Annotated in this window: 22 protein-coding genes and 1 pseudogene; 15 read left to right on the top strand and 8 right to left on the bottom strand. The window is 73.6% G+C overall.

Annotated elements, in window-relative coordinates:
• The first annotated feature begins 207 nt into the window (after nucleotides 1-207).
• The 4 genes from AC07FY_RS07935 (at nucleotide 208) to AC07FY_RS07950 (ending at nucleotide 4,171) form a co-directional block, all read left to right on the top strand.
• Complete coding sequence (locus tag AC07FY_RS07935) at nucleotides 208-1,614, top strand: family 2B encapsulin nanocompartment shell protein (protein ID WP_479002147.1); 1,407 nt, start codon at nucleotides 208-210, stop codon at nucleotides 1,612-1,614.
• Between the two features lie 38 nt (nucleotides 1,615-1,652).
• The gene (locus AC07FY_RS07940; RefSeq protein WP_479002150.1) at nucleotides 1,653-2,702 is read left to right on the top strand and encodes a family 2 encapsulin nanocompartment cargo protein polyprenyl transferase; all 1,050 of its coding nucleotides are present in this window, start codon (nucleotides 1,653-1,655) and stop codon (nucleotides 2,700-2,702) included.
• 173 nt (nucleotides 2,703-2,875) lie between these two features.
• Complete coding sequence (locus AC07FY_RS07945) at nucleotides 2,876-3,478, top strand: GNAT family N-acetyltransferase (protein ID WP_479002153.1); 603 nt, start codon at nucleotides 2,876-2,878, stop codon at nucleotides 3,476-3,478.
• Nucleotides 3,479-3,589: 111 nt separating this feature from the next.
• A complete protein-coding gene (locus tag AC07FY_RS07950; protein ID WP_479002156.1) occupies nucleotides 3,590-4,171 on the top strand; it encodes a dihydrofolate reductase family protein in 582 nt (193 codons plus the stop codon).
• 412 nt (nucleotides 4,172-4,583) lie between these two features.
• Here the strand turns inward: AC07FY_RS07950 and snpA are convergent, their stop codons facing one another.
• Nucleotides 4,584-5,234, bottom strand: a complete 651-nt coding sequence (gene snpA, locus AC07FY_RS07955; protein ID WP_479002159.1) for a snapalysin — start codon at nucleotides 5,232-5,234, stop codon at nucleotides 4,584-4,586.
• A gap of 210 nt (nucleotides 5,235-5,444) precedes the next feature.
• On the opposite strand from snpA, the gene AC07FY_RS07960 reads away from it, so the two are divergent.
• From AC07FY_RS07960 to AC07FY_RS07970, 3 genes are all read left to right on the top strand, one after another.
• Nucleotides 5,445-6,380 carry a LysR family transcriptional regulator gene (locus AC07FY_RS07960; protein WP_479002162.1) on the top strand — a complete coding sequence of 312 codons (936 nt, stop codon included), beginning with the start codon at nucleotides 5,445-5,447 and terminating at the stop codon, nucleotides 6,378-6,380.
• Between the two features lie 249 nt (nucleotides 6,381-6,629).
• A complete protein-coding gene (locus tag AC07FY_RS07965) occupies nucleotides 6,630-7,586 on the top strand; it encodes a DUF4097 family beta strand repeat-containing protein (protein ID WP_479002165.1) in 957 nt (318 codons plus the stop codon).
• A gap of 1 nt (nucleotide 7,587) precedes the next feature.
• On the top strand, nucleotides 7,588-8,463 hold the full coding sequence (locus AC07FY_RS07970) for a PadR family transcriptional regulator (RefSeq protein ID WP_479002168.1): 876 nt from the start codon (nucleotides 7,588-7,590) through the stop codon (nucleotides 8,461-8,463).
• A 189-nt stretch (nucleotides 8,464-8,652) separates the two neighbouring features.
• Here AC07FY_RS07970 and AC07FY_RS07975 read toward each other — a convergent pair whose 3' ends face one another.
• From AC07FY_RS07975 to AC07FY_RS07990, 4 genes are all read right to left on the bottom strand, one after another.
• The gene (locus AC07FY_RS07975) at nucleotides 8,653-9,225 is read right to left on the bottom strand and encodes a Clp protease N-terminal domain-containing protein (protein WP_479002170.1); all 573 of its coding nucleotides are present in this window, start codon (nucleotides 9,223-9,225) and stop codon (nucleotides 8,653-8,655) included.
• Nucleotides 9,225-9,434 (bottom strand): helix-turn-helix domain-containing protein, encoded by a 210-nt coding sequence (locus AC07FY_RS07980; RefSeq protein ID WP_008741547.1) that lies wholly within the window; start codon nucleotides 9,432-9,434, stop codon nucleotides 9,225-9,227. Before AC07FY_RS07980 ends, AC07FY_RS07975 begins: the two co-directional genes overlap by 1 nt.
• Nucleotides 9,435-9,484: 50 nt before the next feature.
• A complete protein-coding gene (locus AC07FY_RS07985; protein ID WP_479002174.1) occupies nucleotides 9,485-10,447 on the bottom strand; it encodes a zinc-binding dehydrogenase in 963 nt (320 codons plus the stop codon).
• Between the two features lie 214 nt (nucleotides 10,448-10,661).
• On the bottom strand, nucleotides 10,662-11,864 hold the full coding sequence (locus AC07FY_RS07990) for an NAD(P)-dependent malic enzyme (RefSeq protein WP_479002177.1): 1,203 nt from the start codon (nucleotides 11,862-11,864) through the stop codon (nucleotides 10,662-10,664).
• 524 nt (nucleotides 11,865-12,388) lie between these two features.
• On the opposite strand from AC07FY_RS07990, the gene AC07FY_RS07995 reads away from it, so the two are divergent.
• From AC07FY_RS07995 to AC07FY_RS08005, 3 genes are read left to right on the top strand one after another with little or no spacing between them, the layout of a single operon-like run.
• A complete protein-coding gene (locus tag AC07FY_RS07995) occupies nucleotides 12,389-13,333 on the top strand; it encodes an ABC transporter substrate-binding protein (RefSeq protein ID WP_479002179.1) in 945 nt (314 codons plus the stop codon).
• A 29-nt stretch (nucleotides 13,334-13,362) separates the two neighbouring features.
• Nucleotides 13,363-14,310 (top strand): amino acid ABC transporter permease, encoded by a 948-nt coding sequence (locus AC07FY_RS08000; RefSeq protein WP_479002182.1) that lies wholly within the window; start codon nucleotides 13,363-13,365, stop codon nucleotides 14,308-14,310.
• 11 nt (nucleotides 14,311-14,321) lie between these two features.
• The gene (locus tag AC07FY_RS08005) at nucleotides 14,322-15,074 is read left to right on the top strand and encodes an amino acid ABC transporter ATP-binding protein (protein WP_479003153.1); all 753 of its coding nucleotides are present in this window, start codon (nucleotides 14,322-14,324) and stop codon (nucleotides 15,072-15,074) included.
• Between the two features lie 84 nt (nucleotides 15,075-15,158).
• Here AC07FY_RS08005 and AC07FY_RS08010 read toward each other — a convergent pair whose 3' ends face one another.
• Nucleotides 15,159-15,848, bottom strand: a complete 690-nt coding sequence (locus AC07FY_RS08010) for a class I SAM-dependent methyltransferase (protein WP_479003155.1) — start codon at nucleotides 15,846-15,848, stop codon at nucleotides 15,159-15,161.
• Nucleotides 15,849-16,037: 189 nt separating this feature from the next.
• Between AC07FY_RS08010 and AC07FY_RS08015 the strand changes: the two genes are divergently transcribed.
• A complete protein-coding gene (locus AC07FY_RS08015; protein WP_479002185.1) occupies nucleotides 16,038-16,667 on the top strand; it encodes a CGNR zinc finger domain-containing protein in 630 nt (209 codons plus the stop codon).
• On the opposite strand, the gene sodX is transcribed toward AC07FY_RS08015, so the two are convergent.
• Nucleotides 16,571-16,993 (bottom strand): nickel-type superoxide dismutase maturation protease, encoded by a 423-nt coding sequence (gene sodX, locus AC07FY_RS08020; protein ID WP_479002188.1) that lies wholly within the window; start codon nucleotides 16,991-16,993, stop codon nucleotides 16,571-16,573. The two genes, AC07FY_RS08015 and sodX, sit on opposite strands and share 97 nt — an antisense overlap.
• A 171-nt stretch (nucleotides 16,994-17,164) precedes the next feature.
• Here sodX and sodN point away from each other — a divergent pair, with 171 nt between their 5' ends.
• Complete coding sequence (gene sodN / locus AC07FY_RS08025; protein WP_479002191.1) at nucleotides 17,165-17,560, top strand: superoxide dismutase, Ni; 396 nt, start codon at nucleotides 17,165-17,167, stop codon at nucleotides 17,558-17,560.
• Between the two features lie 115 nt (nucleotides 17,561-17,675).
• On the opposite strand, the gene AC07FY_RS08030 is transcribed toward sodN, so the two are convergent.
• Nucleotides 17,676-17,864, bottom strand: a complete 189-nt coding sequence (locus AC07FY_RS08030; RefSeq protein ID WP_383201272.1) for a DUF6104 family protein — start codon at nucleotides 17,862-17,864, stop codon at nucleotides 17,676-17,678.
• Nucleotides 17,865-17,994: 130 nt separating this feature from the next.
• Between AC07FY_RS08030 and AC07FY_RS08035 the strand changes: the two genes are divergently transcribed.
• The 3 genes and pseudogenes from AC07FY_RS08035 (at nucleotide 17,995) to AC07FY_RS08045 (ending at nucleotide 24,430) form a co-directional block, all read left to right on the top strand.
• Complete coding sequence (locus tag AC07FY_RS08035; RefSeq protein WP_479002196.1) at nucleotides 17,995-20,067, top strand: VMAP-C domain-containing protein; 2,073 nt, start codon at nucleotides 17,995-17,997, stop codon at nucleotides 20,065-20,067.
• Between the two features lie 23 nt (nucleotides 20,068-20,090).
• Nucleotides 20,091-21,100, top strand: a pseudogene (locus AC07FY_RS08040) (AAA family ATPase).
• Between the two features lie 6 nt (nucleotides 21,101-21,106).
• A complete protein-coding gene (locus AC07FY_RS08045) occupies nucleotides 21,107-24,430 on the top strand; it encodes an SAV_2336 N-terminal domain-related protein (protein ID WP_479002199.1) in 3,324 nt (1,107 codons plus the stop codon).
• The last annotated feature ends 83 nt before the right edge of the window (nucleotides 24,431-24,513 follow it).

A 24,513-nucleotide genomic window follows, 5' to 3' on the forward strand; every position in this document is an offset into this window, starting at 1 on the left:
AAAGCCTTCCGCGCCAGCGGATTCGTACGGCGAGCGAGCCGATCCGGACAGCGGCCGGAAGGGGGCGGGCCGCACGCCCCGGATCGAACCCAAGAGAGTGCCCCGTACCCGGACGGAGTAGTCCCACCCTTTTGTGTAATGGTCCCATCACACTCCGTACTGAAAGGCTGGGGACCGCAGATTCATGGAGTGATCGAAAGGAAACACATGTCGGTCCAGGCGGGTTCCGAAACCGAAGCCCAGGCGCCGCAGCGCAGTCTCGGGACGTCGGCCGCGCGGAACTTGGCAACCACGACCAAGTCCGCGCCCCAGATGCAGGAGATCACCTCCCGTTGGCTGCTCAAGATGCTGCCGTGGGTCTCCGTGCAGGGCGGAACGTACCGCGTCAACCGGCGGCTGAGCTTCTCCGTCGGCGACGGACGCGTCGAGTTCATCAAGACCGGGACCCAGGTGCAGGTGATCCCGGCGGAGCTCGGCGAGCTCCCGCTGCTGCGGGAGTACGACGACCTCGACGTCCTCGGCGAACTCGCCCAGCGGTGCCAGCAGATCGACTTCGAGGCCGGCCAGGAGCTCACCTCCTTCGGCAGCGCCTCCGACCGCGTGTTCCTCCTCGCCCACGGCCGCATCGACCACGTCGGCCCCGGCCCCTACGGGGACGACGCCGTCCTGCGGACTGTCGCCGACGGCGCGTACTTCGGCGAGGACGCCCTCGTCGACGAGGAGTCGATCTGGGAGTACACCGCCCGCGCCGCCACCCCCGGCACCGCGCTCGTCCTGTCCCGGCAGGACTTCCAGCTCCTCGCCGACCGCGTCGAATCGCTGCGCGCGCACGTGGAGCGGGTGCGGACGCAGCCCGCCCAGCGCACCAACAGGTACGGCGAGGCGGCGATCGACCTGTCCGCCGGCCACGAGGGCGAGGCCGTCCTCCCCGGCACGTTCGTGGACTACGACGCACACCCGCGCGAGTACGAACTCTCCATTGCGCAAACGGTCCTGCGCGTGCACACCCGCGTTGCCGACCTGTACAACCAGCCGATGAACCAGACCGAGCAGCAGTTGCGGCTCACGGTCGAGGCGCTGCGCGAGCGCCAGGAGCACGAGATGCTCAACAACCGCGACTTCGGGCTGCTGCACAACGCCGAGTACGACCAGCGCATCCAGCCGCACGACGGCGCGCCCAGCCCCGACGACATGGACCAGCTGCTCAGCATGCGGCGCGGCTCCAAGTTCTTCCTCGCGCACCCCAAGGCCATCGCCGCCTTCGGCCGCGAGTGCAACAGGCGCGGTCTGTACCCGGAATCGGTGGACGTCGGCGGCAACCGGGTGTCGGCCTGGCGCGGTGTGCCGATCTTCCCGAGCAACAAGATCCCCATCAGCGACGCCCGCACCACCTCCATCCTGTGCATGCGTACCGGCGAGGAGGAGCAGGGCGTGATCGGCCTGCACCAGCCGGGCATCCCGGACGAGATCGAGCCGAGCCTGTCGGTCCGCTTCATGGGGATCAGCGAGCAGGCGATCATCTCGTACCTGGTCACCGCCTACTTCTCCGCCGCGGTGCTGGTGCCGGACGCGCTCGGCGTGCTGGAGAACGTCGAGATCGGCCGCTGGCGCTGAGGCGGCCGGTCCGGGAACGACGGAGACGCGGACACGCCATGGCGACCACCGAGGCGATCACGACCGGCGAGGGCCGGGAGGCCGAGGCCCTGCTGGAGCGGACGAGACAGACGGTCAACCCGGAGCTGCGCCGGACGGTCGGGAGCCTGCCCGGTCCGATGCGTCGCGTCGCGATGTACCACTTCGGCTGGGAGCACGCGGACGGCACTGCGGCCGAGGGCAGCGCGGGGAAGGCCATCCGGCCCGCCCTGGTGCTGGCCGCGGCCCAGGCCCTGCACGGTCCGGACGGCAGGGTGGAGGACGCCGTCCGGGCGGCCGTGGCCGTGGAGCTGGCGCACAACTTCACCCTGCTGCACGACGACGTCATCGACAAGGACGTCCGGCGCCGGGGCCGGGCCACGGCCTGGACCGTCTTCGGGACGCCGGACGCGGTCATCACCGGCGACGCCATGATGGCGCTCGCGCTGCGGGTGCTCGCGGAGGACCCCCACCCGGCCTCGGCGGCCGCCTCGGCACGACTGGCGGCCTGCGTGATCGAGCTGTGCGCGGGCCAGCAGGCGGACTGCGCCTTCGAGCGGCGCAGCCACGTCCCGCTCGACGAGTGCCTGACCATGGCGACGGCCAAGACCGGCGCCCTCCTGGGCTGCGCCTGCGCCCTCGGCGCGCTGTACGCGGGCGCCGGGCCGGACGAGGTCGAGGCCATGGACGGATTCGGCCGGGAGGCCGGGCTGGCCTTCCAGCTGATCGACGACCTGATCGGCATCTGGGGGGATCCGGGGCACACCGGCAAGCCCGCCGGGGCCGATCTGCTCGCCCGCAAGAAGTCCCTCCCGGTCGTCGCCGCCCTCACCTCGGGCACGGCGGCGGGGGAGGAGCTGGCGGCCCTGTACGCGGGTCCCATGACCGGGGACGACGTGGTCAGGGCGGCCGATGCGGTGGACCGGGCCGGCGGGCGCGACTGGGCGCAGGCCCATGCCGCGGACCGGATGGGCCGGGCCGTGCAGCAGCTGTCCCGGGCCGTACCGGACCTCGGGGCGGCGGGCGGACTGCTGGCGCTCGCGGAGTTCGTGACGCGGCGTACGTGGTGAGCGGTGCGCGGTGGGCGGTGCGTCGCGCGTGGTGTGAGGCGGTGAGCGCGCGGCTGTGAACATGCTGAGGTCCGGTTCCGGAGCCGAGCGGTGCCGGAACCGGACTGTCCGCGCGCCGGGGCCAACTCTAGGATCGCTCAAGGTCGTTGATCATTGAGCGAAGGATGTGGCCCATGGGGCTTGAGATACGTCAGGCGGACCAGTCGGACCGGGACGCGGTGGCGCGGCTGCTCGACGAGGCCTTCCGTACCGATCCGGTGAGCAGCTGGGTCTTCCCGGACCCGGAGCACCGGGCCGCGGTGCACGGCAAGTTCCTCGGCGTCTTCGTGGACGTGGCCCTGGCCGAGGGCCGGATCGACTACGCGGTCGACGGTTCCGCGGCGGCCCTGTGGCTGCGGATCCCGGCCGCCGACCCGGCGGCGGAACCGGTCGAGGACGAGATCCCGGCGAAGATGCGCGCCGTGGCCGACCCGGAGAACGAGCGGTGCGAGCTGGTCGGCCGCCTCACGGGTGCGGTGCACCCGACGGCGGAGGAGCACGAGTACCTGCTGATGATCGCTGTCGATCCGGGCCGGCAGGGGGAGGGGCTCGGCACCGAGCTGATGCGTCCCGTGCTGGAACGCTGCGACCGGGAGGGCGTCCCGGCGTACCTGGAGGCGAGCAGCGAGCGCAGCAAGGGGCTGTACGAGCGGCTCGGCTGGCAGTCCACGGGCGAGGCGGTGCGTCTTCCGGAGGGGCCGCTGATGTGGCCCATGTGGCGCAAGCCGCAGGGGTAGCCGGCGGGCGCCGCGCCGGGCGACCGCGGAGGCGGTTGTGTAACCACTTCAACTGAAGTACTTTGGTTGACGTGCCCCGGTGCGGTGCACTGTCGAACGGAAGAGAACCACTTGCGCAAGCTCACGTACTTCATCGCCACGTCGGTCGACGGCTTCATCGCCGACCCGGACGGAGACGGTGACTACTTGAACCGCTGGCTGGACCCCGAGTTCCGCGAAGCCCTGTTCGGGGAGTTCCCCGAGACGGTGCCCACGCACGTGCGGGCGGCCTTCGGCGTCGAGGACGCGGTGGGAAAGCACTTCGACGCGGTCGTGATGGGGCGCGGCACCTATGAACCGGGCCTGCGGGCCGGCGTCACCAGCCCCTACGCCCACCTGGACCAGTACGTCGTCTCCCGCTCCCTGGGCCCCTCGCCCGACCCGGCCGTCGAGATCGTCGCGGGCGACGTCGCGGAACGGGTGCGCCGCCTCAAGGAGCGGCCGGGCCTCGGGATCTGGCTCTGCGGCGGCGCCGACCTGGCCGGACAGCTGGCCGAGGAGATCGACGAGCTGATCGTGAAGACCTACCCCGTCTTCGCCGGGGCCGGCATTCCGATGGCGCGCGCCGGCTTCGCCCTCCGCGAGCTGGAGCTGACCGGCGTCCAGACTTACGGCGGTGGCCAGATCGTGAGCCGGTACGCGCGCAGGCGCTGATCCGCCGGACGCCGGAAACCGGCCTACCGTAGAGGTATGGCCGGTGAGAAGCAGCAGCAGCCGCACGAGAGGGCCGCTCCGCAAGCCGGACACGCGCAGCACGCGTGCCCCGCCTGCGGGAGCCCTGTCGAGACGGTGGTCCGACGGCGCAAGTCCCTCGGGGTCTTCGTCCCGGAGTGGGTGGCGGGCCCCTGCCGGAGACCGGAGTGCGTGCAGTACCGCGCTCCGGGAGAGGACCCGCCCGGCCCGGCCTAGGCCCTGCCGTCGAAGTTGCGCCTGGCCCGCGCCCGGCGCCGCACCTCGCCGCGTTGTCGGGGCGCCCGCGTACGTCCGTTACGCGGGCGCCCCTGCGCCGTGCGATGCACGGCACCGGACGCCGCGGGTCTGACCGGCGCCACTTCGAGGACAGGACCTAGCCCTTCGACCCCATGCCGGAGGCGAGGCCGTTGGCCCAGAGTTGGTTGACGCGCGCCCGCTCGGTGCTGTTCGGGGTGGCGTTCTGGCACGAGGTGCCCGGACCGCCGCCCGACATCAGCTCGCTGCACGGGCCCGAGTAGTGGTCCGGCAGGCCCAGCACGTGGCCGGTCTCGTGCGAGGTCACCCGGGTGGAGTTGTACTGCTGGTTCTGCCGGTAGTCGAGGAAGATGTAACCCCGGCCGTGGCCGTCGGTGCTCGCGTACGAACCGCGCGAGTCGTTGCCCTCGCGGTAGGAGAAGTTCCCGCCGGTGGAGACCTCCTGCAGTCTGACGTTGGTGACCGAGCTGTTCCAGATCTGCGTGGAGCGGGCTATCTGGGTGCGGAAGCTCGGGGCGTTGCGGGTGTTGTAGGTGACGGTCACGGCCAGGGCGCCCGGGTTCGCGGCGCGCTGCTCGGCGACCGAACGCTGTACGGCGTCGAAGAAGGCCTGGGTGGCGGCCCGGTTCTCCTGCGAACGCTCGTACGCGGCGTAACTCGCCGCGCTGCCGGCGGGGGCGGCGCTGGCGGTGGGGACGACGCCGCCGAGGGCGGCGGCCAGGCCGAGGCCGACCGTGGTGGCCAGCATGGCCTTACGGGAGTGGCGCATGTGGGGGAGCTCCTACTCGTCCGGTGCGGTGGGGGGTGGGTCGTTCGCACCGGAGTCTGAGGGAGCGCGAGCGCGCTGCGGATGATGTCACTGCCCGATAGCACCGCCCTATCGGGAAGATTTCGTCAGAGCAACTGGTGGGAGAATGGCGGGATTCGGGGGGCTATCGGCGGCTGGTGCGGTCCGCCGGGCGCGGCCTACCCTCGGGTCATGGAGCTTGAGGTCAGGCACCTGCGCGCACTGTGCGCCATCGCCGATGCCGGGAGCCTGCACAAGGCGGCCCGGCAGCTCGGTGTGAGCCAGCCCTCCCTCACGACCCAGTTGCGCCGGATCGAACGCGCCCTGGACGGCGAGCTGTTCCTGCGTGACCGGACGGGCTGCCGGCCCACGCCGTTCGGGCGCTCCGTACTGGGCAGGGCCCGTCCGCTGCTCGCCGAGATGGCCGCGCTGGTGGAGGAGGCCCGGGCGCTCGCCCACGGGCCCCGGCTGCGGATCGGCTCCACGGCCAGCCGGGCGCTGCCGGGCTGGCTCCGGCGGATCCACCGGCGGCTGCCGGACACCGAGACCTCGCTGGTGGTGGACGTCTCCGCCAACGCGCTGCTGCGGATGGCGGCTTCGGGGCAGCTCGACGTGGCCTTCGTGCACGAGGTGGAGGGCAGTCCGCTGCGGGTGCCCGCCGGGCTCCAGTTGCGGGTGCTGATGGAGCGCGAGCCGCAGTTCGTGTCGATGTCCCGGGACCATCCGGCGGCGCGGCACGCGGTGGTGTCCTTACGGGACCTGGCCGGGGACCGGTGGATGGTGGATCCGTCGGTGGACGGCGAATGGGACGGTCTGCGGCGGGTGTTCGCCGGGGCCGGGCTGGACCCGCCGGTGCTGCACGCGGACTACCACACGGCGAGCTCGCTGATCGTCTCCGGCGAGGCGGTGGCGCCGTGCCAGCCGACGTCCGGGCCGCGGGAGGACATGGCGATCCGGCCGCTGTCCGGGGATCCGCTGGCCGTGCGCCTGCTGCTGGCGACGCGGCCGGGTGCGCATCCGGAGCTCTTCGAGGACCTGCGGGCCGCCTACCGGGAGGTGGCCCTGCTGACACCTCCCTACCGCGCCTGGCTCCATCACCACGCGAGCCCCCTCCTGGCCTCGGCGTAACGGCCGCGCCGGCCCCGGCGTGCTCCCGGGCCTCCCCGGGCCGCCGGGTGCCGCCGCCGTGATCACGAAGGAGGGCCGCTCCACGCGAGCGGCCCTCACGAGCCCGAGGAGCGTCGCCGCGGGCCCGATGTGCCCTCGCCGCGGGGACTCCCTTGACTTCGAGTAGCCGCGATATATCGTGTTGGGAGAAGACGCGATATGTTGCGTGCGTCGAGACCCGTTCGTGAACGCACGAGGAGGATCAGCCCCATGGCCGAGCAGCCGACGCAGTCGACCTGGCACATCGCCGCACCGCAGAAGCTCACCTTCGAAGCGCCGGTGGGCGAGCTCCGCGTCCGGCTCGTCGGCGGCACGGTGAACGTCGTCGCCGCCGAGGAGGGGCCGGCCCGGCTCGAGGTGACCGAGGTCGACGGGCCGCCCCTGTACGTGGTGCACGACGGCGGCACGCTCACCGTCTCCTACGAGGACCTGCCCTGGAACGGCGCCCAGGGCGTCAAGCAGTGGTGGGAGGCCAAGCCCTGGAAGGCGTGGTCCGCCTCCGCCTCCGGCCGCAAGGCGTGGGAGCGCAGCGCGGCGGTCACCCTCACCGTCCCCGCCGCCACGCGGGTGGAGGTGGGCGTGGTCGACGCGAACGCCTTCGTCTCCGGGATCTCCGGCGGCACCTCGGTCGCCACGGTCTCCGGCGACGCCACGCTCTCCGGCCTGTCCGGCCGGGTCAAGGCGCACACCGTCTCCGGCGGTGTCGAGGCCCAGTCCGTCACCGGCGACCTCGGCTTCCACTCGGTCTCCGGCGGACTGACGGTGGTCGACGGCGCGGGTGTGAGCGTACGGGGCGACTCGGTCAGCGGCGACATGCTCATCGACCTGGACCTCGACCCCTCCGCCCCGCGCCCGGTGGACATCACTGTCAACTCCGTCTCGGGCCAGGTCGCCGTCCGGCTGCCGCACCCCGCCGACGCCCGCGTGGAGGCCAACACCGCCACCGGCGGCGTCTCCAACGCCTTCGAGGACCTGCGGGTCTCCGGCCACCTGGGCGCCAAGAGGATCACCGGAACCCTCGGCTCGGGCACCGGCACCCTGCGCGCCACCACGGTCTCGGGAGCCATCGCCCTGCTGCGCCGCCCGCCCGCCGATGCCGGCCCCGACGCCCCCGGCGCCTCCGAAGCCCCCGCCGCCCCCCTCGCGTTCGACAAGAAGGTGCTCTGACATGCCGCCCGTCTTCGCCCACGGCCGCCTCCGCCTCTACCTCCTCAAGCTGCTGGACGAGGCCCCGCGCCACGGGTACGAGGTGATCCGCCTGCTGGAGGAGCGCTTCCAGGGCCTGTACGCCCCCTCCGCGGGCACGGTGTACCCGCGCCTGGCCAAGCTGGAGGCCGAGGGCCTGGTCACGCACGCCACCGAGGGCGGCCGCAAGGTGTACTCGATCACCGAGGCGGGCCGGGCCGAACTGGCCGACCGGGGCGGCGAACTGGCCGACCTGGAGCTGGAGATCCGCGACTCGGTCACCGAACTGGCCGCCGAGATCCGCGACGACGTCCGGGGCGCGGCCGGTGACCTGCGGCGTGAGATGCGGGCGGCGGCCTCCGCGTCGGCGACGCGGGTCGAGGACGACTCCTGGAAGGCGGCCAAGGAGGAGCTCAGCCGGGCGCGGCAGGAGTGGAAGGAGCAGGCCCGCAGGGCCAGGGACGAGAGCCGCCGGGCCCGCGAGGAGGCCCAGCAGGCCCGCCGGCAGGCCAAGGAGGCCCAGGAGCGCGCCCGCGAGGAGGTCCAGCGCATCGCCGGGCAGCTCCAGGAGCAGTTCGCCGCTTCGGGCGGGGTCCTGGGCAGTCTGGCCGGGGCGTGGCTCGGCGGGTCCGGCGCGACGGCGGCCCCGCCCGCGGGACCCGCGGCACCGGCCTGGGCCGGGGACCTGGTCCCCACCGCGGACCCGGCGCGCGACCTGGACCGCCTGCTGGACCGTTTCCGCGACGAGGTGCGGGACGCCGCGCGCGACCACGGCGTGACCCCGGCCCGGCTGGCCGAGGCCCGCGCCCACCTCGCGGCCGCCGCCGAACGGCTGGGGGCGACGCTCCGGGCCGGCTAGGCCCTGTCGTCAACGTCCCGCCGGGCCCGCGGCGCCCGGCACCGCACCTCGCCGCGTTGTCGGGGCGCCCGAGTACGTCCAGTACACGGGCGCCCCTGCGCCGTGCGATGCACGGCACCGGACGCCGCGGGCCTGACCGGCGCCACTTCGACGACAGGACCCAGGGCGGGTCAGGCCGCCGAACGGCGGTCAGGCCGCCAGACCGGCCTCCGCCGTGCGGTGGGTGATGCCGTGGTCCATCAGGACCTCGGCGACCACCCCCGGCCGGGAGAGCAGGGCCAGCAGCAGGTGGAGTGTGCCGATGTGGTGGTCCTTGCGGCCCAGCGCGATCCGCAGGGACTGCTCCAGGATCTTCTTCGCGTCCCCGCTGAAGGGGACGTGTCGGGTCCCGGTGCGGTCGTCGGGTTCCGCGCGCCCCAGGGCCGAGCGGAGCGCGGCGCCCAGGGTCCGCCGGCGCGGCGCCGGGCCGGCCAGTACGCCCTCGCCGTGGGCCTCCTCGACCCGCGAGACGATCTGCGTGAGGTCGATGCCGAGCCCGGCCAGCGCCTCCTCGTCCGCCCGGGACATCCCGCCCCGGCGGCGGGCCGCCGCGAGGTCCGCGGCGACGGCCGTACGGTCCACGCCCAGCGGGTCCAAGGCCCCCATGGCCAGCAGCGAGAGCAGCAGGTGCTCCTGGCCGACGGCGGGGGCCCCGGCTCGCCGGGCCTCGGCCACGGCGCCCGTCACGGCCGATCGGGCACCTCGGGTGAAGCGTTCGAACATCAGACCCTCCCGTGCTTCTTGTGCACGGCCTGCCGGCTGACGCCCAGCTCGGCCGCGATCTCCTGCCAGGACCATCCCTGTGCGCGGGCACTGCGTACCTGTACGGCCTCCAGCTGCTCCAGCAGTCTGCGGAGGGCGGCCACGGCACGCAGGCCCACACGCGGGTCGCGGTCACCGGCCCGTTCGGCGAGATCGGTAGCTTCCGTCATGGGTGTCAATGTAGGTTGACGCGGGAGGGTCTGTCAACCCGCATTGACACTCAGGGAGTGAGGACGATCTTGCCGAAGAGGTCCCCCGCCGCGAGCTTCTCGAAGCCCTCGCGCGCCCGGTCCAGCGGCAGCACCTCGTCGATGACCGGCCGCAGCCCCGTGGCCTCGCAGAACGACAGCAGGTCCTCCAGCTCGTCCTTCGTGCCCATCGTCGAGCCGACCACCTTCAGCTCCAGGAAGAAGATCCGGGTGAGCTCGGCGTGCGCGGGCCGGTCGCCGCTCGTCGCCCCGGAGATCACCAGGGTGCCGCCGGGGCGCAGGGACTTCACCGAGTGCGACCACGTGGCCGCGCCCACCGTCTCGATCACGGCGTCCACCCGCCGGGGCAGCCGCGCGCCCGGCTCGTACGCCTCCAGGGCGCCCAGCTCCACGGCCCGCTTGCGCTTCGCCTCGTCGCGGCTGGTGGCGAAGACGCGCAGGCCCGCCGCCTTGCCGAGGGCGATGGCGGCGGTCGCGACCCCGCCGCCGGCGCCCTGGACCAGGACCGAGTCCCCGGGCCGCACGCCGGCGTTGGTGAACAGCATCCGGTAGGCCGTCAGCCAGGCCGTCGGCAGGCACGCGGCCTCCTCGAAGGAGAGCCCCGCGGGCTTGGGCAGCACGTTCCACGCGGGCACGGTGACCTGTTCGGCGAAGGTCCCCTGGTAGCGCTCGGTCAGGATCGAGCGGGGCTCGTCCGGGCCGACCCCGTGGCCGCTCTGGCCGATCACGGAATGCAGGACGACCTCGTTGCCGTCCTGGTCGGTCCCGGCGGCGTCGCAGCCGAGGATCATCGGGAGTCGGTCCTGGCCGAGGCCGACCCCGCGCAGCGACCACAGGTCGTGGTGGTTGAGGGAGGCGGCCCTGACGTTCACGGTCACCCACCCGGGACGGGCCGCGGGAGCCGGGCGCTCGCCCAGCTCCAGGCCGTTCAGCGGGTGGTCACGGTCGATTCGGGCGGCATAGGCAGCGAACATGCCGCGACGCTACCGCTGGGTAGCCGCGGGTTCCAGCCCCTCCGGCGCCGGGACGGTGAGGTCTTCCTCGCACTCGGCACGTGCGCGGTGCGTGCCCCGTACGCGCCCGGTCCGTGCTCGGGACCGCGTCAGGGCCGCGCACGGCCGGACCGCACGACGACGGGGCCCGGCCGGATCGCTCCGGCCGGGCCCCGCCCGTACAGCCGTACCCGCGTCAGACCAGGCGGGCCACGCCGTCGGCCTTGGCGGCGGCGGCGACGGCAGCGGAGACCGCCGCGGCCACGCGCTCGTCGAAGGGAGACGGGATCACGTACTCGGCGGAGAGCTCGTCACCGACGACACCGGCGATGGCGTCGGCGGCGGCGATCTTCATGCCCTCGGTGATCCGGGTGGCGCGCACCTTGAGGGCGCCCGCGAAGATCCCCGGGAAGGCCAGCACGTTGTTGATCTGGTTCGGGAAGTCCGAACGGCCCGTGGCCACGACCGCCGCGTACTTGTGCGCGACGTCCGGGTGCACCTCCGGGTTCGGGTTGGCCATGGCGAAGACGAACGCGTCCTTCGCCATCGAGGCCACCGCCGCCTCCGGCACCGTGCCGCCGGAGACGCCGATGAAGACGTCCGCGCCCGCGAGCGCCTTCTCCAGCGAGCCCGTCTGGCCCGTCTTGTTGGTCAGGCCCGCGATCTCCGCCTTGACGTCCGTCAGGTCGGTGCGGTCCGCCGAGACGACGCCCTTGCGGTCGGTGACGCACACGTCGCCGATGCCCGCGTCCACCAGGATCTTGGCGATGGCGATGCCCGCCGCGCCCGCGCCCGAGATCACGGCGCGCAGGTCGCCGAGCGTGCGCCCGGTGAGCTTGGCGGCGTTGCGCAGCGCGGCCAGCGTGACGATGGCCGTGCCGTGCTGGTCGTCGTGGAAGATCGGGATGTCGAGGGCCTCCTGGAGGCGGCGCTCGATCTCGAAGCAGCGGGGGGCGGAGATGTCCTCCAGGTTCACCCCGCCGAAGGACGGCGCGAGGCGGATGACCGTCTCGACGATCTCGTCCGTGTCCTTGGTGGCGAGCGCGATCGGAACCGCGTCGACGCCGCCGAACTGCTTGAAGAGGATGGCCTTGCCCTCCATCACGGGGAGGGATGCCTCGGGACCGATGTCACCGAGCCCGAGCACGGCCGTGCCGTCGGTGACGACGGCGACCACGTTGGACTTCCAGGTGTACTCGTTCACCAGGTCCGGCTGCTCGGCGATGGCGCTGCACACCTTCGCCACGCCGGGGGTGTACGCGAGGGACAGGTCGTCCTTGTCGGTGACCGGCACGGTGGCCTGGATGGCCATCTTGCCGCCCCGGTGCAGGGCGAACACCGCGTCCGGGTTGTTGTCGGTCGCGCTGTCGGTGTGAGGGTTGACGATCTCCGCTGCCACTTTGTGTGACCCCTTAAGTCCTTTGAATCGTTGAGGGTGGCCACTCCTGGTTAAGGGGTGGGCGGGCACCGCGTTCGTACTCCGCATCGGCGGTTGGACCGCCTCCGCGGAGGGGAGGTTCGTACGCGCGGGCGCGCCGCACGCGCGCCCTGAGCCCCGGATGAGGGGTGTAAGGATCTGTTCTACCGGATGAACGCTCACCCAGACGAGTCGAATCCGGCTCGACCATAGGCTGCTTGTCACGGTTTTGGCTAAAAGTCCAAAGCCGTGTGTCCAATGGGCGAGACGCGCCGCAAAAAGTGAGGACAAACCGCCTGGTCGCGGGGGTTTGTGCGGCTCCGGGCCGCCTTGCCCGCAGTCCTGTTGGGTAGCCGGGCGTGTCCGTTATCTGATTTTGACCTCTCGGGCAGCCTGAATGCGCCAGTCCGAATGGCAAGATGCCGTAATCACACAAGGTCGCGACACTCGATGGTGCGTGCCCGACCCCTTTTCGGTGCTTTTCCACCAGCCGGAGGAACCAGCTCATGACCGCAAGCATCACCCGTCGTTCGACCGCCGCCCGGTCCCGGATCGCCGCGGTCGGCGCGATCGCGGTCGCCGGCGCCCTGATCCTCACCGGCTGCGGCGACCAGACCGACAGCGGCTCCGCGTCCAAGGAGAAGACCAGCGACGCTCCGCTGTTCTCCAAGCTGCCCAAGAAGATCCAGGACGCCGGTGTCATCAAGGTGGGCACGGACGCGGCCTACGCCCCGATGGAGTTCACCGAGGGCGGCAAGATCGTCGGTGTCGACCCCGACATCGCCGAGGCCATGGGCAAGCAGCTGGGCGTGAAGTTCCAGTTCACCTCCGGCACCTTCGACGGCCTGATCACCTCGCTGGACACCGGCCGCCAGGACGTCGCCATGTCGTCGATCACCGACAACAAGAAGCGCCAGGAGGGCCTGGACGACAAGGGCGAGAAGATCGGCAAGGGCGTCGACTTCGTCGACTACTTCTCCTCCGGTGTCTCGCTGCTGGTCAAGAAGGGCAACCCGGAGAACATCAAGTCGCTCGACGACCTCTGCGGCAAGACCGTCGCCGTGCAGCGCGGCACCACGTACGAGGACACCTTCAAGGCGCAGGCCGAGAAGTGCGGGGACAACAAGCTCACCATCGAGGCGTTCGACACCGACGCCGAGGCGCAGACCCGCGTGAAGGCCGGCGGCGCCGTGGCCGACCTGAACGACTTCCCCGTCACCGCCTACACCGCGAAGACCTCCGGCGGCGGCAACGACTTCGAGGTCGCCGGCCAGCAGGCCGACGTCGGCCTCTTCGGCATCGCGGTCTCGAAGGAGAACACCCAGCTGCGCGACGCCCTGAAGGAAGCCCTCGACGCCATCATCAAGGACGGCTCCTACGCCAAGGTCCTGGAGAAGTGGAACGTGAAGGACAGCGCCGTGCCGTCCGCCACGATCAACGCAGGCAAGTGATCCGAGCGCTCCACTGAAGGGCAGTCATTGTGACTGACAAGATCGACAAGGGTCCGGCCCCCACCCCGGCCGGCCCCGGCGCCCCGGGCAACCCCTACGAGGCGATCAAGGCAATCCCGGTGCGGCACTACGGGCGGTGGATCAGCGCCGCCGTGGTCGCCGTGCTGCTGGCCTGGCTGGTGTACGCGTTCTCCGAGGGCAACGTCATCTGGGGCACGGTCGGGAACAAGCTGTTCGACCCCTCGGTCATCAGCGGCCTCGGCAACACCATCATCATCAGCGTCTCGTCGATGGCGCTGGGCCTCGTGCTCGGCATCCTCTTCGCCGTGATGCGGCTCTCGCACAACCCGGTCACGAGCTTCGTGTCCTGGCTCTACATCTGGTTCTTCCGCGGCACCCCGGTCTACGTGCAGCTGCTGGTGTGGTTCAACCTGTCGCTGATCTTCCAGTACATCGACCTGGGACCGATCTACAAGAACGAGACCGTCGACGTCATGACGCCGTTCATGGTCGCCCTGCTGGGCCTCGGCCTGAACGAGGGCGCCTACATGGCGGAGATCGTCCGCTCGGGCATCCAGTCCGTCGACGAGGGTCAGAGCGAGGCCGCGCACGCGCTCGGCATGACCCGGACGCAGACCATGCGCCGCGTGGTGCTCCCGCAGGCGATGCGGGTGATCATCCCGCCGACCGGCAACGAGTTCATCAACATGCTGAAGACCTCGTCCCTGGTCTCGGCGGTGCAGTACACCGAGCTCCTGCGCGCCAGCTCCAACATCGGCAGCACGGCCGGCGCCATCATGGAGATGCTCTTCGTGGCCTCCATCTGGTACCTGACGCTGACCAGCATCTTCAGCGTCGGCCAGTACTACCTGGAGCGCCGCTTCGCCCGAGGTTCGCTGCGGAGCCTGCCGCCCACGCCGTTCCAGCGGCTGAAGGCCAACCTGAACATGTTCCGCCGTACGGAGGTGGCGAAGTGACCGCCCAGCCGATGGTCAAGGCAGAAGGCGTCCACAAGTCGTACGGCGCCGCGCACATCCTGCGCGGCATCGACCTGGAGGTGGCCCCCCGGGAGGTCTTCTGCCTGGTCGGCCCGTCCGGCTCCGGCAAGTCGACGTTCCTGCGGTGCATCAACCACCTGGAGCGCATCAACGCCGGCCGGCTCTCGGTCGACGGGCAGCTGGTGGGGTACAGGCAGAAGGGCGACAAGCTCTACGAGCTGAAGGACTCCGAGGTCGCGGCCCAGCGCCGGGACATCGGCATGGTCTTCCAGCGCTTCAACCTCTTCCCGCACATGACGGCCGTCGAGAACGTCATGGAGGCCCCGGTCATGGTCAAGGGGGAGTCGAAGGCGGTGGCGCGCGAGCGCGCCGTCAAGCTCCTGGACCGGGTGGGGCTGGGCGACAAGGGCGGGAACTACCCCACGCAGCTCTCCGGCGGCCAGCAGCAGCGCGTCGCCATCGCCCGGGCGCTGGCGATGGAGCCCAAGCTGATGCTCTTCGACGAGCCCACCTCGGCGCTCGACCCGGAGCTGGTGGGTGACGTCCTCGACGTCATGCGGGACCTGGCCGACTCGGGCATGACCATGATCGTGGTCACGCACGAGATGGGCTTCGCCCGCGAGGTCGGCGACAACCTCGTCTTCATGGACGGCGGCGTGGTCGTCGAATCGGGCCACCCGCGCGAGGTCCTGGGCAACCCCCAGCACGACCGGACCAAGGCGTTCCTGTCCAAGGTGCTCTGACACCGGGCGGGCGCGCGAAGGAGGGGCGGTACGGGATCCCCGTACCGCCCCTCCGCCGTCTCCGCGCCCGGGTTCCCCGGCGCCCTACTTCAGGCCCAGGACCAGGGCGTCCGAGGGCGAGCGCCAGACCGTGCGGGCCTCCGCGAACCCGGCGTCCAGCAGGGCGCGGGCGTGCCAGGTCTCGGAGGGGGTGTCGCCGTCGGCGTGCTCCCCGAAGATCTCGAAGCGCCGGCGCACGGCGTCGGCCAGGACCGGGTCCGCGGCGGCCGTGTCCCACCACGCGCGCCAGTCGGGCACCCCGGTGGCCTTGTCGCGGTCCATCCTGGCGTGCCGGTGGGCGCGCTCGGCCGCGTCGATGCGCGGGGTGGCCGGGTCGGGCATGTGGTCGGCGTTCATGAACGCGCCGCCCGGCCGCACCAGGGGCGCCAACTGCCCGTACAGCACGGTGAGGTCCTCGCTGTGCAGCCAGTGCAGGGCCGTGGCCGTCAGGACCGCGTCGTACGTCGCGTGCGGGAGGGCCGCCCGCCACTCGGGGTCCTTGAGGTCGGCGGTGACGAAGGCGACCCGGTCGTCGCCCGCGAAGTGGCCGCGGGCGATGGCCAGCAGCGCCGGGTCGAGGTCGACGCCCGTGCTGGTGGCCTCCGGGAACCGCCGCAGCACGCGGTCCGTGATACTTCCCGTACCGCACGCGAGGTCCAAGATCCGGGGGGCCGGGCCGACCAGGGCCTCGACCATGTCCAGCATCACCCGGAACCGCTCCTCGCGGTCGGGCATGTACCACTCCTGCTGGCGGTCCCAGCTGTCCTGCCACGCCTGCCAGGAGGCGCGGGTACCGGTCGCGCCCGCCGTGTCCGCTGTCGTATCCGCTGTCGTATCCACCCTCACGAACCCTCCGTACGTAATACCCTCGAATGCGTCTCGGCCGTTACCGAAGACCCTAATCCGCCGCCGTAAGGACTACAAGTGGAACTGGCCCATTACTCGGACTTCGCCGTGCGCCTGGTCAACACCGAGGAGCCGGCCCGCAACAAGGACGCGCTGACCTCGGTCGACGCCGTGCGCGCCCTGTTCGGCGCCAGCGTGCAGATGGCCCGCCGGGTCACCGACACCGACGTCACCCGTTTCCGCAACGTCCGCGGCCGGCTGCGCGCCGTCTTCGAGGCGGCCGACGGCGGCGACCACGTGCTCGCCGTCGATCTGCTGAACTCCCTGCTCATGGAGTTCCCCGTCAGCCCGCAGGTCTCCGGCCACGAGACCCTCGGTGAGGACGGCGCCCCTGACTGGCACATCCACCTCGCCGAGCACCCCTCGAACGCCTCCGCGGGCTACGCCGCCATGGCCTCCTTCGGGCTGGCCTTCCACCTCACCGCGCACGGCCCCGACCGGCTCGGGCTGTGCCGGGCCGCGCCCTGCCGCAACGCCTACCTCGACACCTCCACCAACCGCTCCCGGCGCTACTGCTCCGACCGCTGCGCCACCCGCGCCAACGTGGCGGCCTACCGCGCCCGCAAGCGCCTGGAGGCCGAGGCGTCCGCCCGCAGCGGGCGCAGCGCCGACGCCGCCCACGACAGCCGGGCCCTCAGCGACCGCTGAGCGTCCTCGCGCGGCCGGAACCGCAGGACGGCCGTCGCCAGCACCAGGTCGCCCGGCACCGGCCCGAAGACGGTGCTGTCCCCGGTCGCGTTGTACGGGTTGTCGCCCAGCACCCACCAGGACCCGCCCGGCCGCCGCTCCACGGCCCGCTTGACCACCAGCAGGTCCTGCTGGAAGGGGTGGCGCAGCACCACCACGTCACCGGGGCGGACGGCCGCCCCGTACCGGACCAGCAGCCGGTCCCCGTGCAGCAGCGTCGGCACCATCGACGGCCCCGCCACCTCCAGCACCTCGAACCGCTTGCGCCGGCGCCCGCTCTCCGCCATGCCCGACCTCCTCGTCACCCCCGCATGCTGCCGTACGGCTCCGTAGATTCGCTCACCGGTCCGCACACGAGGCTGGACTTTTGTCCCAAGGCCACGGGGCCGACCGCGAAAAGGCGATTCCGAGCGAGTAACCTCGCCCTTGAGAAGACGATCACGAGGAGGACACACTCCATGCTTTCCCGCCTCTTCGCCCCCAAGGCGAAGGTCTCCGCCCACTGCGACCTGCCGTGCGGCGTGTACGACCCTGCCCAGGCCCGCATCGAGGCCCAGTCGGTCAAGGCCGTCCAGGAGAAGTACCAGGCCAACGACGACGCCGACTTCCGCGCGCGCGCCATCACCATCAAGGAGCAGCGCGCCGAGCTGGCCAAGCACCACGTCTCGGTGCTGTGGAGCGACTACTTCAAGCCCCCGCACTTCGAGAAGTACCCACAGCTGCACACCCTGGTCAACGACACCCTGAAGGCCCTGTCGGCCGCCAAGGCGTCGAACGACCCGGCGACCGGCCAGAAGGCCCTGGACCTCATCGCCGAGATCGACCGCATCTTCTGGGAGACCAAGGCCGCCTGATCCGGCGCCCGGTCCCCGCGCCCGCGCCGCACCGGCAGGGCGACGAGACACGAGAACGGCCCGACCGCCCACCGGCAGTCGGGCCGTTCCCGTCCGTTCTCGCAGGCCCGGCGGCTCAGGCGTCCGCGTCGTCGTCCTCGTCGTCCAGGCGGGCCAGCCAGGTGGCGAGGCGTTCCACCGGAACCTCGAAGTCCGGGTTCAGGTCGACGAAGGTGCGCAGCTGCTCGGCGAGCCACTCGAAGGTGACCTCCTCCTCGCCGCGCCGCTTCTCCAGCTCCTCGATGCCGCGATCGGTGAAGTACAAGTCGGGCTCCGTGCCGTGATGAGGATGTGCGGGGGGTGTTTCCCGCCAGGATAATCCGCCCTTTCGCAAGACCTCCCGCCCGCCCGGGCTCCGGCGCTAGCCTGGATGCCTCACGAGCTGGGGGGCGTGCATGACGCAAGGGCGCACGGCCGGCTCCGCGCGCGCCTTCGAGCTTCTGGAACCCCTCGTCCAGGCCGCGACCGTACGCGTCCACGCACCGCCGGACGGGTATGCAACCGCTGGGACCGGACCCACCTGGGGGAGCGGCTTCTTCATCGCCCCCGGCTGGGTCCTGACGTGCGCGCACGTGGTGGGGGAAGGGGGTGCTGCGGTGCGTCTGACGGGGCGCGAGGTCGGCATCACGTTCTCCTCGGGGGTCGACGCCACCGGCAACGGCGCCACCGGCACGGTCACCGGGCGCGTGGAGTGCGTCCTGCCCGAGCGGCTGGAGGAGCGGCGCCCCGCCCGCCGGGCCCTGTGGGACCTGCCGGACCTGGCCCTCATCCGCGTCCTGGCCCCCGTCTCGCACGCCTGCGCATGGCTGACCGACCGCTCCAGGCCCCGCTTCGAGGAGGTCGCGTACTTCGGCTGCACCGAGGACCTCGGGACGCCGGAGATCACCGGCCGCGCCGCCCGGCTGCGCGGCACCGCGGGCCACGGCGCGGCCATCCGGCTCGGCGACGACGACGAGATCGAGCCCGGCATGTCCGGCGGGCCCGTGGTGGACCTGGCCCGCGGGGAGGTCGTCGGCGTGGTCAAGGCCCGGCGGCACACCGGGGGCGGCGGGCTCGCCGTATCCGTGGCGCAGCTGCGCACCCTCCCGATGCCCGCGCGCGGCCGGACCGGGCTCTACCGCCGGGTCATGCAGGCCCACGACCTCTACCACTACGACCAGCACCTCAGCGACCTCGACAGCCGCCGGACCTGGACCGACGTGCACGGCGAACTCGCCGACGCCGCAGACGACCCGTACGGCGGGCGCGGCCGGCTCACCCCCGGCGAACTCACCACCCTGTGCGGACTGTTCGCCGAACTGCCGCCGCCCGGCTCCTCCGAGGTCGTACGGGCCCTGGTGGAGGCGGCCCGCGGCGAGGAGCCCGAACCGCACCCGCTCGCCCCGCTCAGCTGGCGGGACGGCCTCGGCCTGCTGCACGACCCGCCGGGCGGAGCGGGCGAGGCGGCCGCCATGCTCCGGTACGCGACGGACGTCAGCGTCGCCGACCACCGCGAGCCGCCGACGCCCGGCGCCGACGAGGACCTGTGGGACTGGGTGCGGGCCACCGCCGAACGGTTGTGGCGTCCGCTGCGCCGCGAGCTCGGCGAACGGCACGAACGGGGCCTCGCCGAGCGGGAGCGGCGCCGGCGGGCCTCGGCCGGGCGGGCGGTGCGCGGACCGGCCCGGCCGTCCGGCGGGCTGCCGCCCGGGGCGTCGGTGCTGCTGGAGGTGTGGGCGCACGGCTGGGAGGACGTCTACGACTGGCGGGTCTCGGTGCTGGCGGGGCCGGAGCGCCCCGGGCGCGTGACGCCGGTGGACTCCGGGGTACGGGCCACCGGGGCGGGCCTGCCGGAGGCGTTGCGGGCCGCGCTCGCCGAGGCGTTCCGGCGCTGCGACAGCCACGAGGCGCAGGCCCCGCTCGAGGTGGCGGTCGCACCCGAGCTGTTCGGCCTCGCCGTGGACGAGTGGGCGCTGGTGGGCAGGGTGCCGGTCGGGGTGCAGCGGCCGGTGGTCTTCCGGTATCCGGCCGGGAACCCGGCCCCCGCGGCGGCCGCGCGGTGGGCGCGGGTGCAGGCCGGGCCGCTGCTGGACGAGCGGGCCGACTGCGTACGGGGAAGGCCGCGCGGCCCGTCCGCGGTCTGGCTGGCCGGCCTCCCGGACAACACCGTGCCGGTGCACTGCCGGGCGGCGGGGCAGGAGCCCACGCTGGGCTCGCTGCACGCGGTGGGGGACGCCGGGTACGGGGTGGTGGTGTGCCGGCGGCCGCCGCCGGACCCCCGGGTGTCGTGCGCCCCCTTCCACCGCGGCCTGCGGGAGGAACTGGCCGACGCCGGACGGGCGGAGGTGCTGCCGCTGCGGCTCCAGGCCCTGCGGGGGCGGGCCTTCGGAGCCGACCCGGACGCCTACTGGTCGGCGGGGGCCGCGCTCGTGTGGAACGACCCCGCGCGCGCCCTGCCCGAGGACGAACCGCTCCAGGGCGACCTGTGAAACGCCAGGAGGGAGCAGCACCGATGAACGACGAATGGCTCATCTACCGCGGTGTCGGCGAGCCCCACGACGGGATCGAGGCCCTGCCCGATCGCCGCCGTGGCGGGACTTCGACGGCGGGCCCGTGGGGGAGGCGGACGGCCCGGCCGCCGTGACCGACGGGAACGTGGCCCGGCGGCTGGGGGCCAACCGGCAGGCCGCCGAACTGCACCGGCCCGAGCCGGAGGAGCTGGAGGCCGTCAACGCCGCCCTGTACCTGCGCCGGCCGCTGCTGGTGACGGGCTATCCGGGCACCGGGAAGTCCACCCTCGCGCACGCCGTCGCCCACGAACTGAAACTGGGCCGGGTGCTGCGCTGGCCGGTGGTCTCGCGGACGGTGCTCCAGGACGGCCTCTACCGCTACGACGCCCTGGCCCGGCTCCAGGACGTGCAGCTCGCGGCCGGCGGCGGGGCGCCGGGCGGCACGCCGGGCATCGGCAAGTACATCCGTCTCGGTCCGCTGGGCACCGCCCTGCTGCCGACCGCGCGCCCCCGGGTCCTGCTGATCGACGAGCTCGACAAGAGCGACATCGACCTGCCGAACGACCTGCTGAACGTGCTGGAGGAGGGGGAGTTCGCCCTCCCGGAGCTGGAGCGGGTGGCCGACACCGAGCCCGAGGTGCAGGTCCTCACCGACGACGGGGCGAAGGTGACCGTCCGGGGCGGCCGGGTGCGCTGCCGGGCCTTCCCCTTCATCGTCCTGACGAGCAACGGGGAGCGGGACTTCCCCGCCGCGCTGCTGCGGCGCTGCATCCAGCTCAAGCTCGGGCAGCCCGGCGAGAAGCGCCTCACCACCATGGTCCGGGCCCATCTCGGGGAGGACGCCGCCCGGTTGGGGGCCGACCTGATCCGCGAGTTCCTCAGCCGCTCGCAGTCCGAGCTCGTCGCCGCCGACCAACTGCTCAACGCCGTCTATCTGACGCACTACGCGGCCCCGCCCACCCGGGAGGACCTCGCGGACCTGCTCATCCAGCGCCTCGACCGCCCGAGGTGACGGGCCGTGCCGCCCGCCGGACCGCCCGGCATCCGTGAACTGGCCGTGCTGCTGCGCGCCGCCGGGCTCGATCCGACCGCCGAGGAGCTCGCCGACGCGCTGTGGCTGGCCGGGCGGATGGGGCGGCCCGGCCGGCCGGCGCCGGGTGCGGCCCCCGCGCCCGTACCGGAACCGGAAGCCGAGGATCCGGTCGGTGGGCCCGAGGGTCCCGCACGGGACGCGGCGCAGGCCGAGGCCGCCGTCGCGCTCCACGCACCCGCGCCGCGCCGCGCGGACGGGGCGGGGGCGCAGCGCGCAGGGGAGCCGCCCGACGGGCGCGGGGTGCCCGTACGGGTGCCCGCGGCGGCCGCGCTGCCCCGCATCCTCGCGATCCAGCGGGCGCTGCGCGCCCTCCAGCGCCACCGCCCGCCCGGCCCGCCCACCCGGTCGGTGCTCGACGAACCGGCCACCGCCGAGGCGAGCGCCCGGGCCCTCGGCCTGGTCGTCCCGGTGCTCAGGCCGGAGAGCCGGCGCGAGGCCACCGTACGGCTGGTGATGGACGCGTCGCCGTCGATGGCGGTGTGGCAGGACATGTTCGAGGAACTCCGCGCGGTGTGCGAGCGGCTGGGTGCCTTCCGCGATGTCCAGGTGCACTACCTGCACCGGCTCCCTGACGGCACGGCCGGCCTCGGACGCGGGCCCGTGCCCGGCACCGGGACGCGCTCGGGCGACCAGCTGCGCGACCCCACCGGCCGCGCCCTGACCATGGTGGTCTCCGACTGCGCCGGACCGCTGTGGCGCGAGGGCTCGGCGCAGCGGCTGCTGCACCGCTGGGCCGAGTGCACCCCCTGCGCGGTCGTCCAGCCGCTGCCCCAGCGGCTGTGGGGCCGCAGCTGGCTGCCGACCGAGCGCGGCACGCTCTGCCGGACCGAGGACAGCGGCGGCCGGCTGAGGTTCCGCCCGGACCGGCCGCCCCTGCCCGGGCGCCCCACGGGAGGGTTGACCGTGCCCGTGCTGCCGCCCAGCGCCATCGCCCTCGGCGCGTGGGCCCGGCTCGTCGCCGGGCTCGGCAGCGGCCCGGTACCGGCCGAGGTGGGGCGGGTGCTGGCCGCCCATCCCGCCGCACCACCGCCGCCGCCCCGTGCCGTGCGGCCGCCGCGCGAGCTCGTGGCCCGGTTCCGGTCCTCGGCCGCGCCCCGGGCCGTGCAGCTGGCCGTCTACCTGGCGGCGGCCCCGCTGACGCTGCCGGTCATGCGGCTGGTGCAGCGCACGATGCTGCCCGACTCCGAACCCTCGGACCTGGCGGAGGTCCTGCTGAGCGGCCTGCTGCGGCGCAGCCCCGACACCCCCGGGCAGTGGTACGAGTTCGTCCCCGGGGTGCGGGACGTACTGCTCGGGCCGCTGGGGCGCGACGAGGCGGCCCTGGTGCTGAAGCACTGCTCGGAGTACGTGCTGGCGCACTTCGGGCGCGGCGTGCGCAATTTCCCCGCGCTCGCCGTCCTCCAGCTCACCGGGGCGCCGCCGCCCGGCCCGGCCGACGGCGGCCCGGAGCCGGAGCGGGAGCCGGGGCCCGGTCCGGGGCCCGGTGCGGGAGCGGGGACGGGGACGGATACGGGCCCGGGCACGGGAGCGGATACGGGCCCGGGGGCGGACTCCGGGTCCCGGCATGCGCCGGCGGACGCCGGGCGGATTCCCGCAGGGCGGCTGCCGCAGGCCTTCGCCCAGGTCTCGGCCAAGGTCGTACGGCGCTACCTCCCCGGCGTGCCGGAGCAGGGCCCGCCGGCGCGCGAGCCCGCCACGCCCCCGGCGCCTTCGCGAGCCGCCGCCGTGCGCACCGCGCGGGAGCGGCTGGCCGACGCGGACCGGGACCGGACCGGTGACGCCGGCGGCGACGCCCGCGCGCTCTACGAGGCCGTGGCCGTCCTGCGCCGGGCGGTCGCCACCCCGGCGGGGCCGGACGACCCGCCCGAGGAGGCCGAGACGGAACTCGCCGGAGCGCTGCTGCGGCTGTGGGCGGCCCAGCGGGATCCGGAGCTGCTCGCCGAGGCGGAGCGGGCCGTGACCGGGCTGGCGACGGCCCCGGCCCGGGCCGTGCACGGCCGGGTGCTGCACGAGCGGGCGCTGGCCGGCGCACCGCGGCCGGACCTGCTGGCCGCCGCCGACCGGGCCTTCGCCGCGGCGGCCGCCGCCTCCGCCGACCCCGTGCTCCGGCGGGACTGCACGGTGCGCCGCGCCGAGACCCTGATCCGGTTGAGCGCCCTGCGCGAGGGCCCGGGCGCCCTGCGCGAGGCGCGGGCCGCCCTGGAGCCCCTCGCCGGCGCCGCCGGCGACGCGGCGGCCCACCCCGAGCTGCACCGGGCCCTCGGCCGCGTCCTGCTGGCCCTGCTGCCCCACACCCCCGACCCGGCCGAAGTCGCGGCCCTCGCCGGACAGGCCGCGGCCCGACTCGCCGTCGGCGGCGGGCAGGCCGCGGGCGGCGCCGCCGGACGGGAGACGCGCGCCCGGACCCGGGTCGAACTGGCCGGCGCGCTGCGCTACCTGCCCGAGCGGCTGGAGGAGGCGGCCGCGGAGCTGGGGGAGGCCGTCGAGGAGGCGGCCGGCGACGCCGAACTGCGGGTGGCCGCCCTGGTGGGCCTGGCGCGCGTGCACCGGGCCCGGTACGAGCGCGACGGCGACCCGGCGGCCCTGGAGGACGCGGCCCGCGCCTACGGCCGGGCCCGGCGGCTGATCCCCCGGGACGCCGAGGCCTTCGGGGAACTGCTGCCCGAGTGGGGCGACGTCCTGCTGGAGCGGGCCGCAGCCGCCGACGGCCGGGGATTCACCGGGGCCGCCGTACGCGTGCTGCGCGAAAGCCGGGCCGCGGTGCCGCAGTCCGACCCGGGCGCGGCGCACCGGCTGCGGCGGCTGGCCACCGGGCTGCGGCTGCGGCACGGCTACGAAGGGGACCCGGTGGACCTCAGGGAGGCGGAGCACCTGCTGGAGCTCGCCGTCCGGCACAGCCGCAGTCCGCTGGACCAGGCCGTCGCCTGGCGGGACCACGCGGACGTGCAGCTGGAGATCCACGGCCACACCCGGGCGGCGGACCGCCTGGACCGGGCGGCGGACTCCTACCGGCGGGCCTGGCGGGCCGCCCTCGAGGCCGACCGCGAGGAGCGCCGGGACCTGGCCGTGCAGCTGGCGGCCCGCGTGCAGGAACTGCGCGGGGAGGTGCTGGAACGGCTGGCCCGGCCCCGGGCGGCCCTGGACGCCTACCGGTCGGCGCTGGATCTGTGGACGCGGCTGGACACCGGTGCGCAGACGCGGTCCGCGGCGCTCGCCGAGCGGATCAGAGCTCTGGAAGCTGCCCTCTGAGCAGCTCTGCGCCCCCGGCGCGGCCGTTTCCGGGCGCCGGGGGAGGGGAAAGGGCAGTGGACCATCGAACATGCGACACAACA

The organism is Streptomyces sp. NPDC045967, from assembly GCF_056430495.1.

Coding starts and splice junctions, on each gene's coding strand:
- AC07FY_RS07935 (WP_479002147.1), top strand. CDS start 208: ATGTCGGTCCAGGCGGGTTCCGAAACCGAAGCCCAGGCGCCGCAGCGC.
- AC07FY_RS07940 (WP_479002150.1), top strand. CDS start 1,653: ATGGCGACCACCGAGGCGATCACGACCGGCGAGGGCCGGGAGGCCGAG.
- AC07FY_RS07945 (WP_479002153.1), top strand. CDS start 2,876: ATGGGGCTTGAGATACGTCAGGCGGACCAGTCGGACCGGGACGCGGTG.
- snpA (WP_479002159.1), bottom strand. CDS start 5,234: ATGCGCCACTCCCGTAAGGCCATGCTGGCCACCACGGTCGGCCTCGGC.
- AC07FY_RS07960 (WP_479002162.1), top strand. CDS start 5,445: ATGGAGCTTGAGGTCAGGCACCTGCGCGCACTGTGCGCCATCGCCGAT.
- AC07FY_RS07965 (WP_479002165.1), top strand. CDS start 6,630: ATGGCCGAGCAGCCGACGCAGTCGACCTGGCACATCGCCGCACCGCAG.
- AC07FY_RS07970 (WP_479002168.1), top strand. CDS start 7,588: ATGCCGCCCGTCTTCGCCCACGGCCGCCTCCGCCTCTACCTCCTCAAG.
- AC07FY_RS07975 (WP_479002170.1), bottom strand. CDS start 9,225: ATGTTCGAACGCTTCACCCGAGGTGCCCGATCGGCCGTGACGGGCGCC.
- AC07FY_RS07980 (WP_008741547.1), bottom strand. CDS start 9,434: ATGACGGAAGCTACCGATCTCGCCGAACGGGCCGGTGACCGCGACCCG.
- AC07FY_RS07985 (WP_479002174.1), bottom strand. CDS start 10,447: ATGTTCGCTGCCTATGCCGCCCGAATCGACCGTGACCACCCGCTGAAC.
- AC07FY_RS07995 (WP_479002179.1), top strand. CDS start 12,389: ATGACCGCAAGCATCACCCGTCGTTCGACCGCCGCCCGGTCCCGGATC.
- AC07FY_RS08005 (WP_479003153.1), top strand. CDS start 14,322: ATGGTCAAGGCAGAAGGCGTCCACAAGTCGTACGGCGCCGCGCACATC.
- AC07FY_RS08010 (WP_479003155.1), bottom strand. CDS start 15,848: ATGCCCGACCGCGAGGAGCGGTTCCGGGTGATGCTGGACATGGTCGAG.
- sodX (WP_479002188.1), bottom strand. CDS start 16,993: ATGGCGGAGAGCGGGCGCCGGCGCAAGCGGTTCGAGGTGCTGGAGGTG.
- sodN (WP_479002191.1), top strand. CDS start 17,165: ATGCTTTCCCGCCTCTTCGCCCCCAAGGCGAAGGTCTCCGCCCACTGC.
- AC07FY_RS08035 (WP_479002196.1), top strand. CDS start 17,995: ATGACGCAAGGGCGCACGGCCGGCTCCGCGCGCGCCTTCGAGCTTCTG.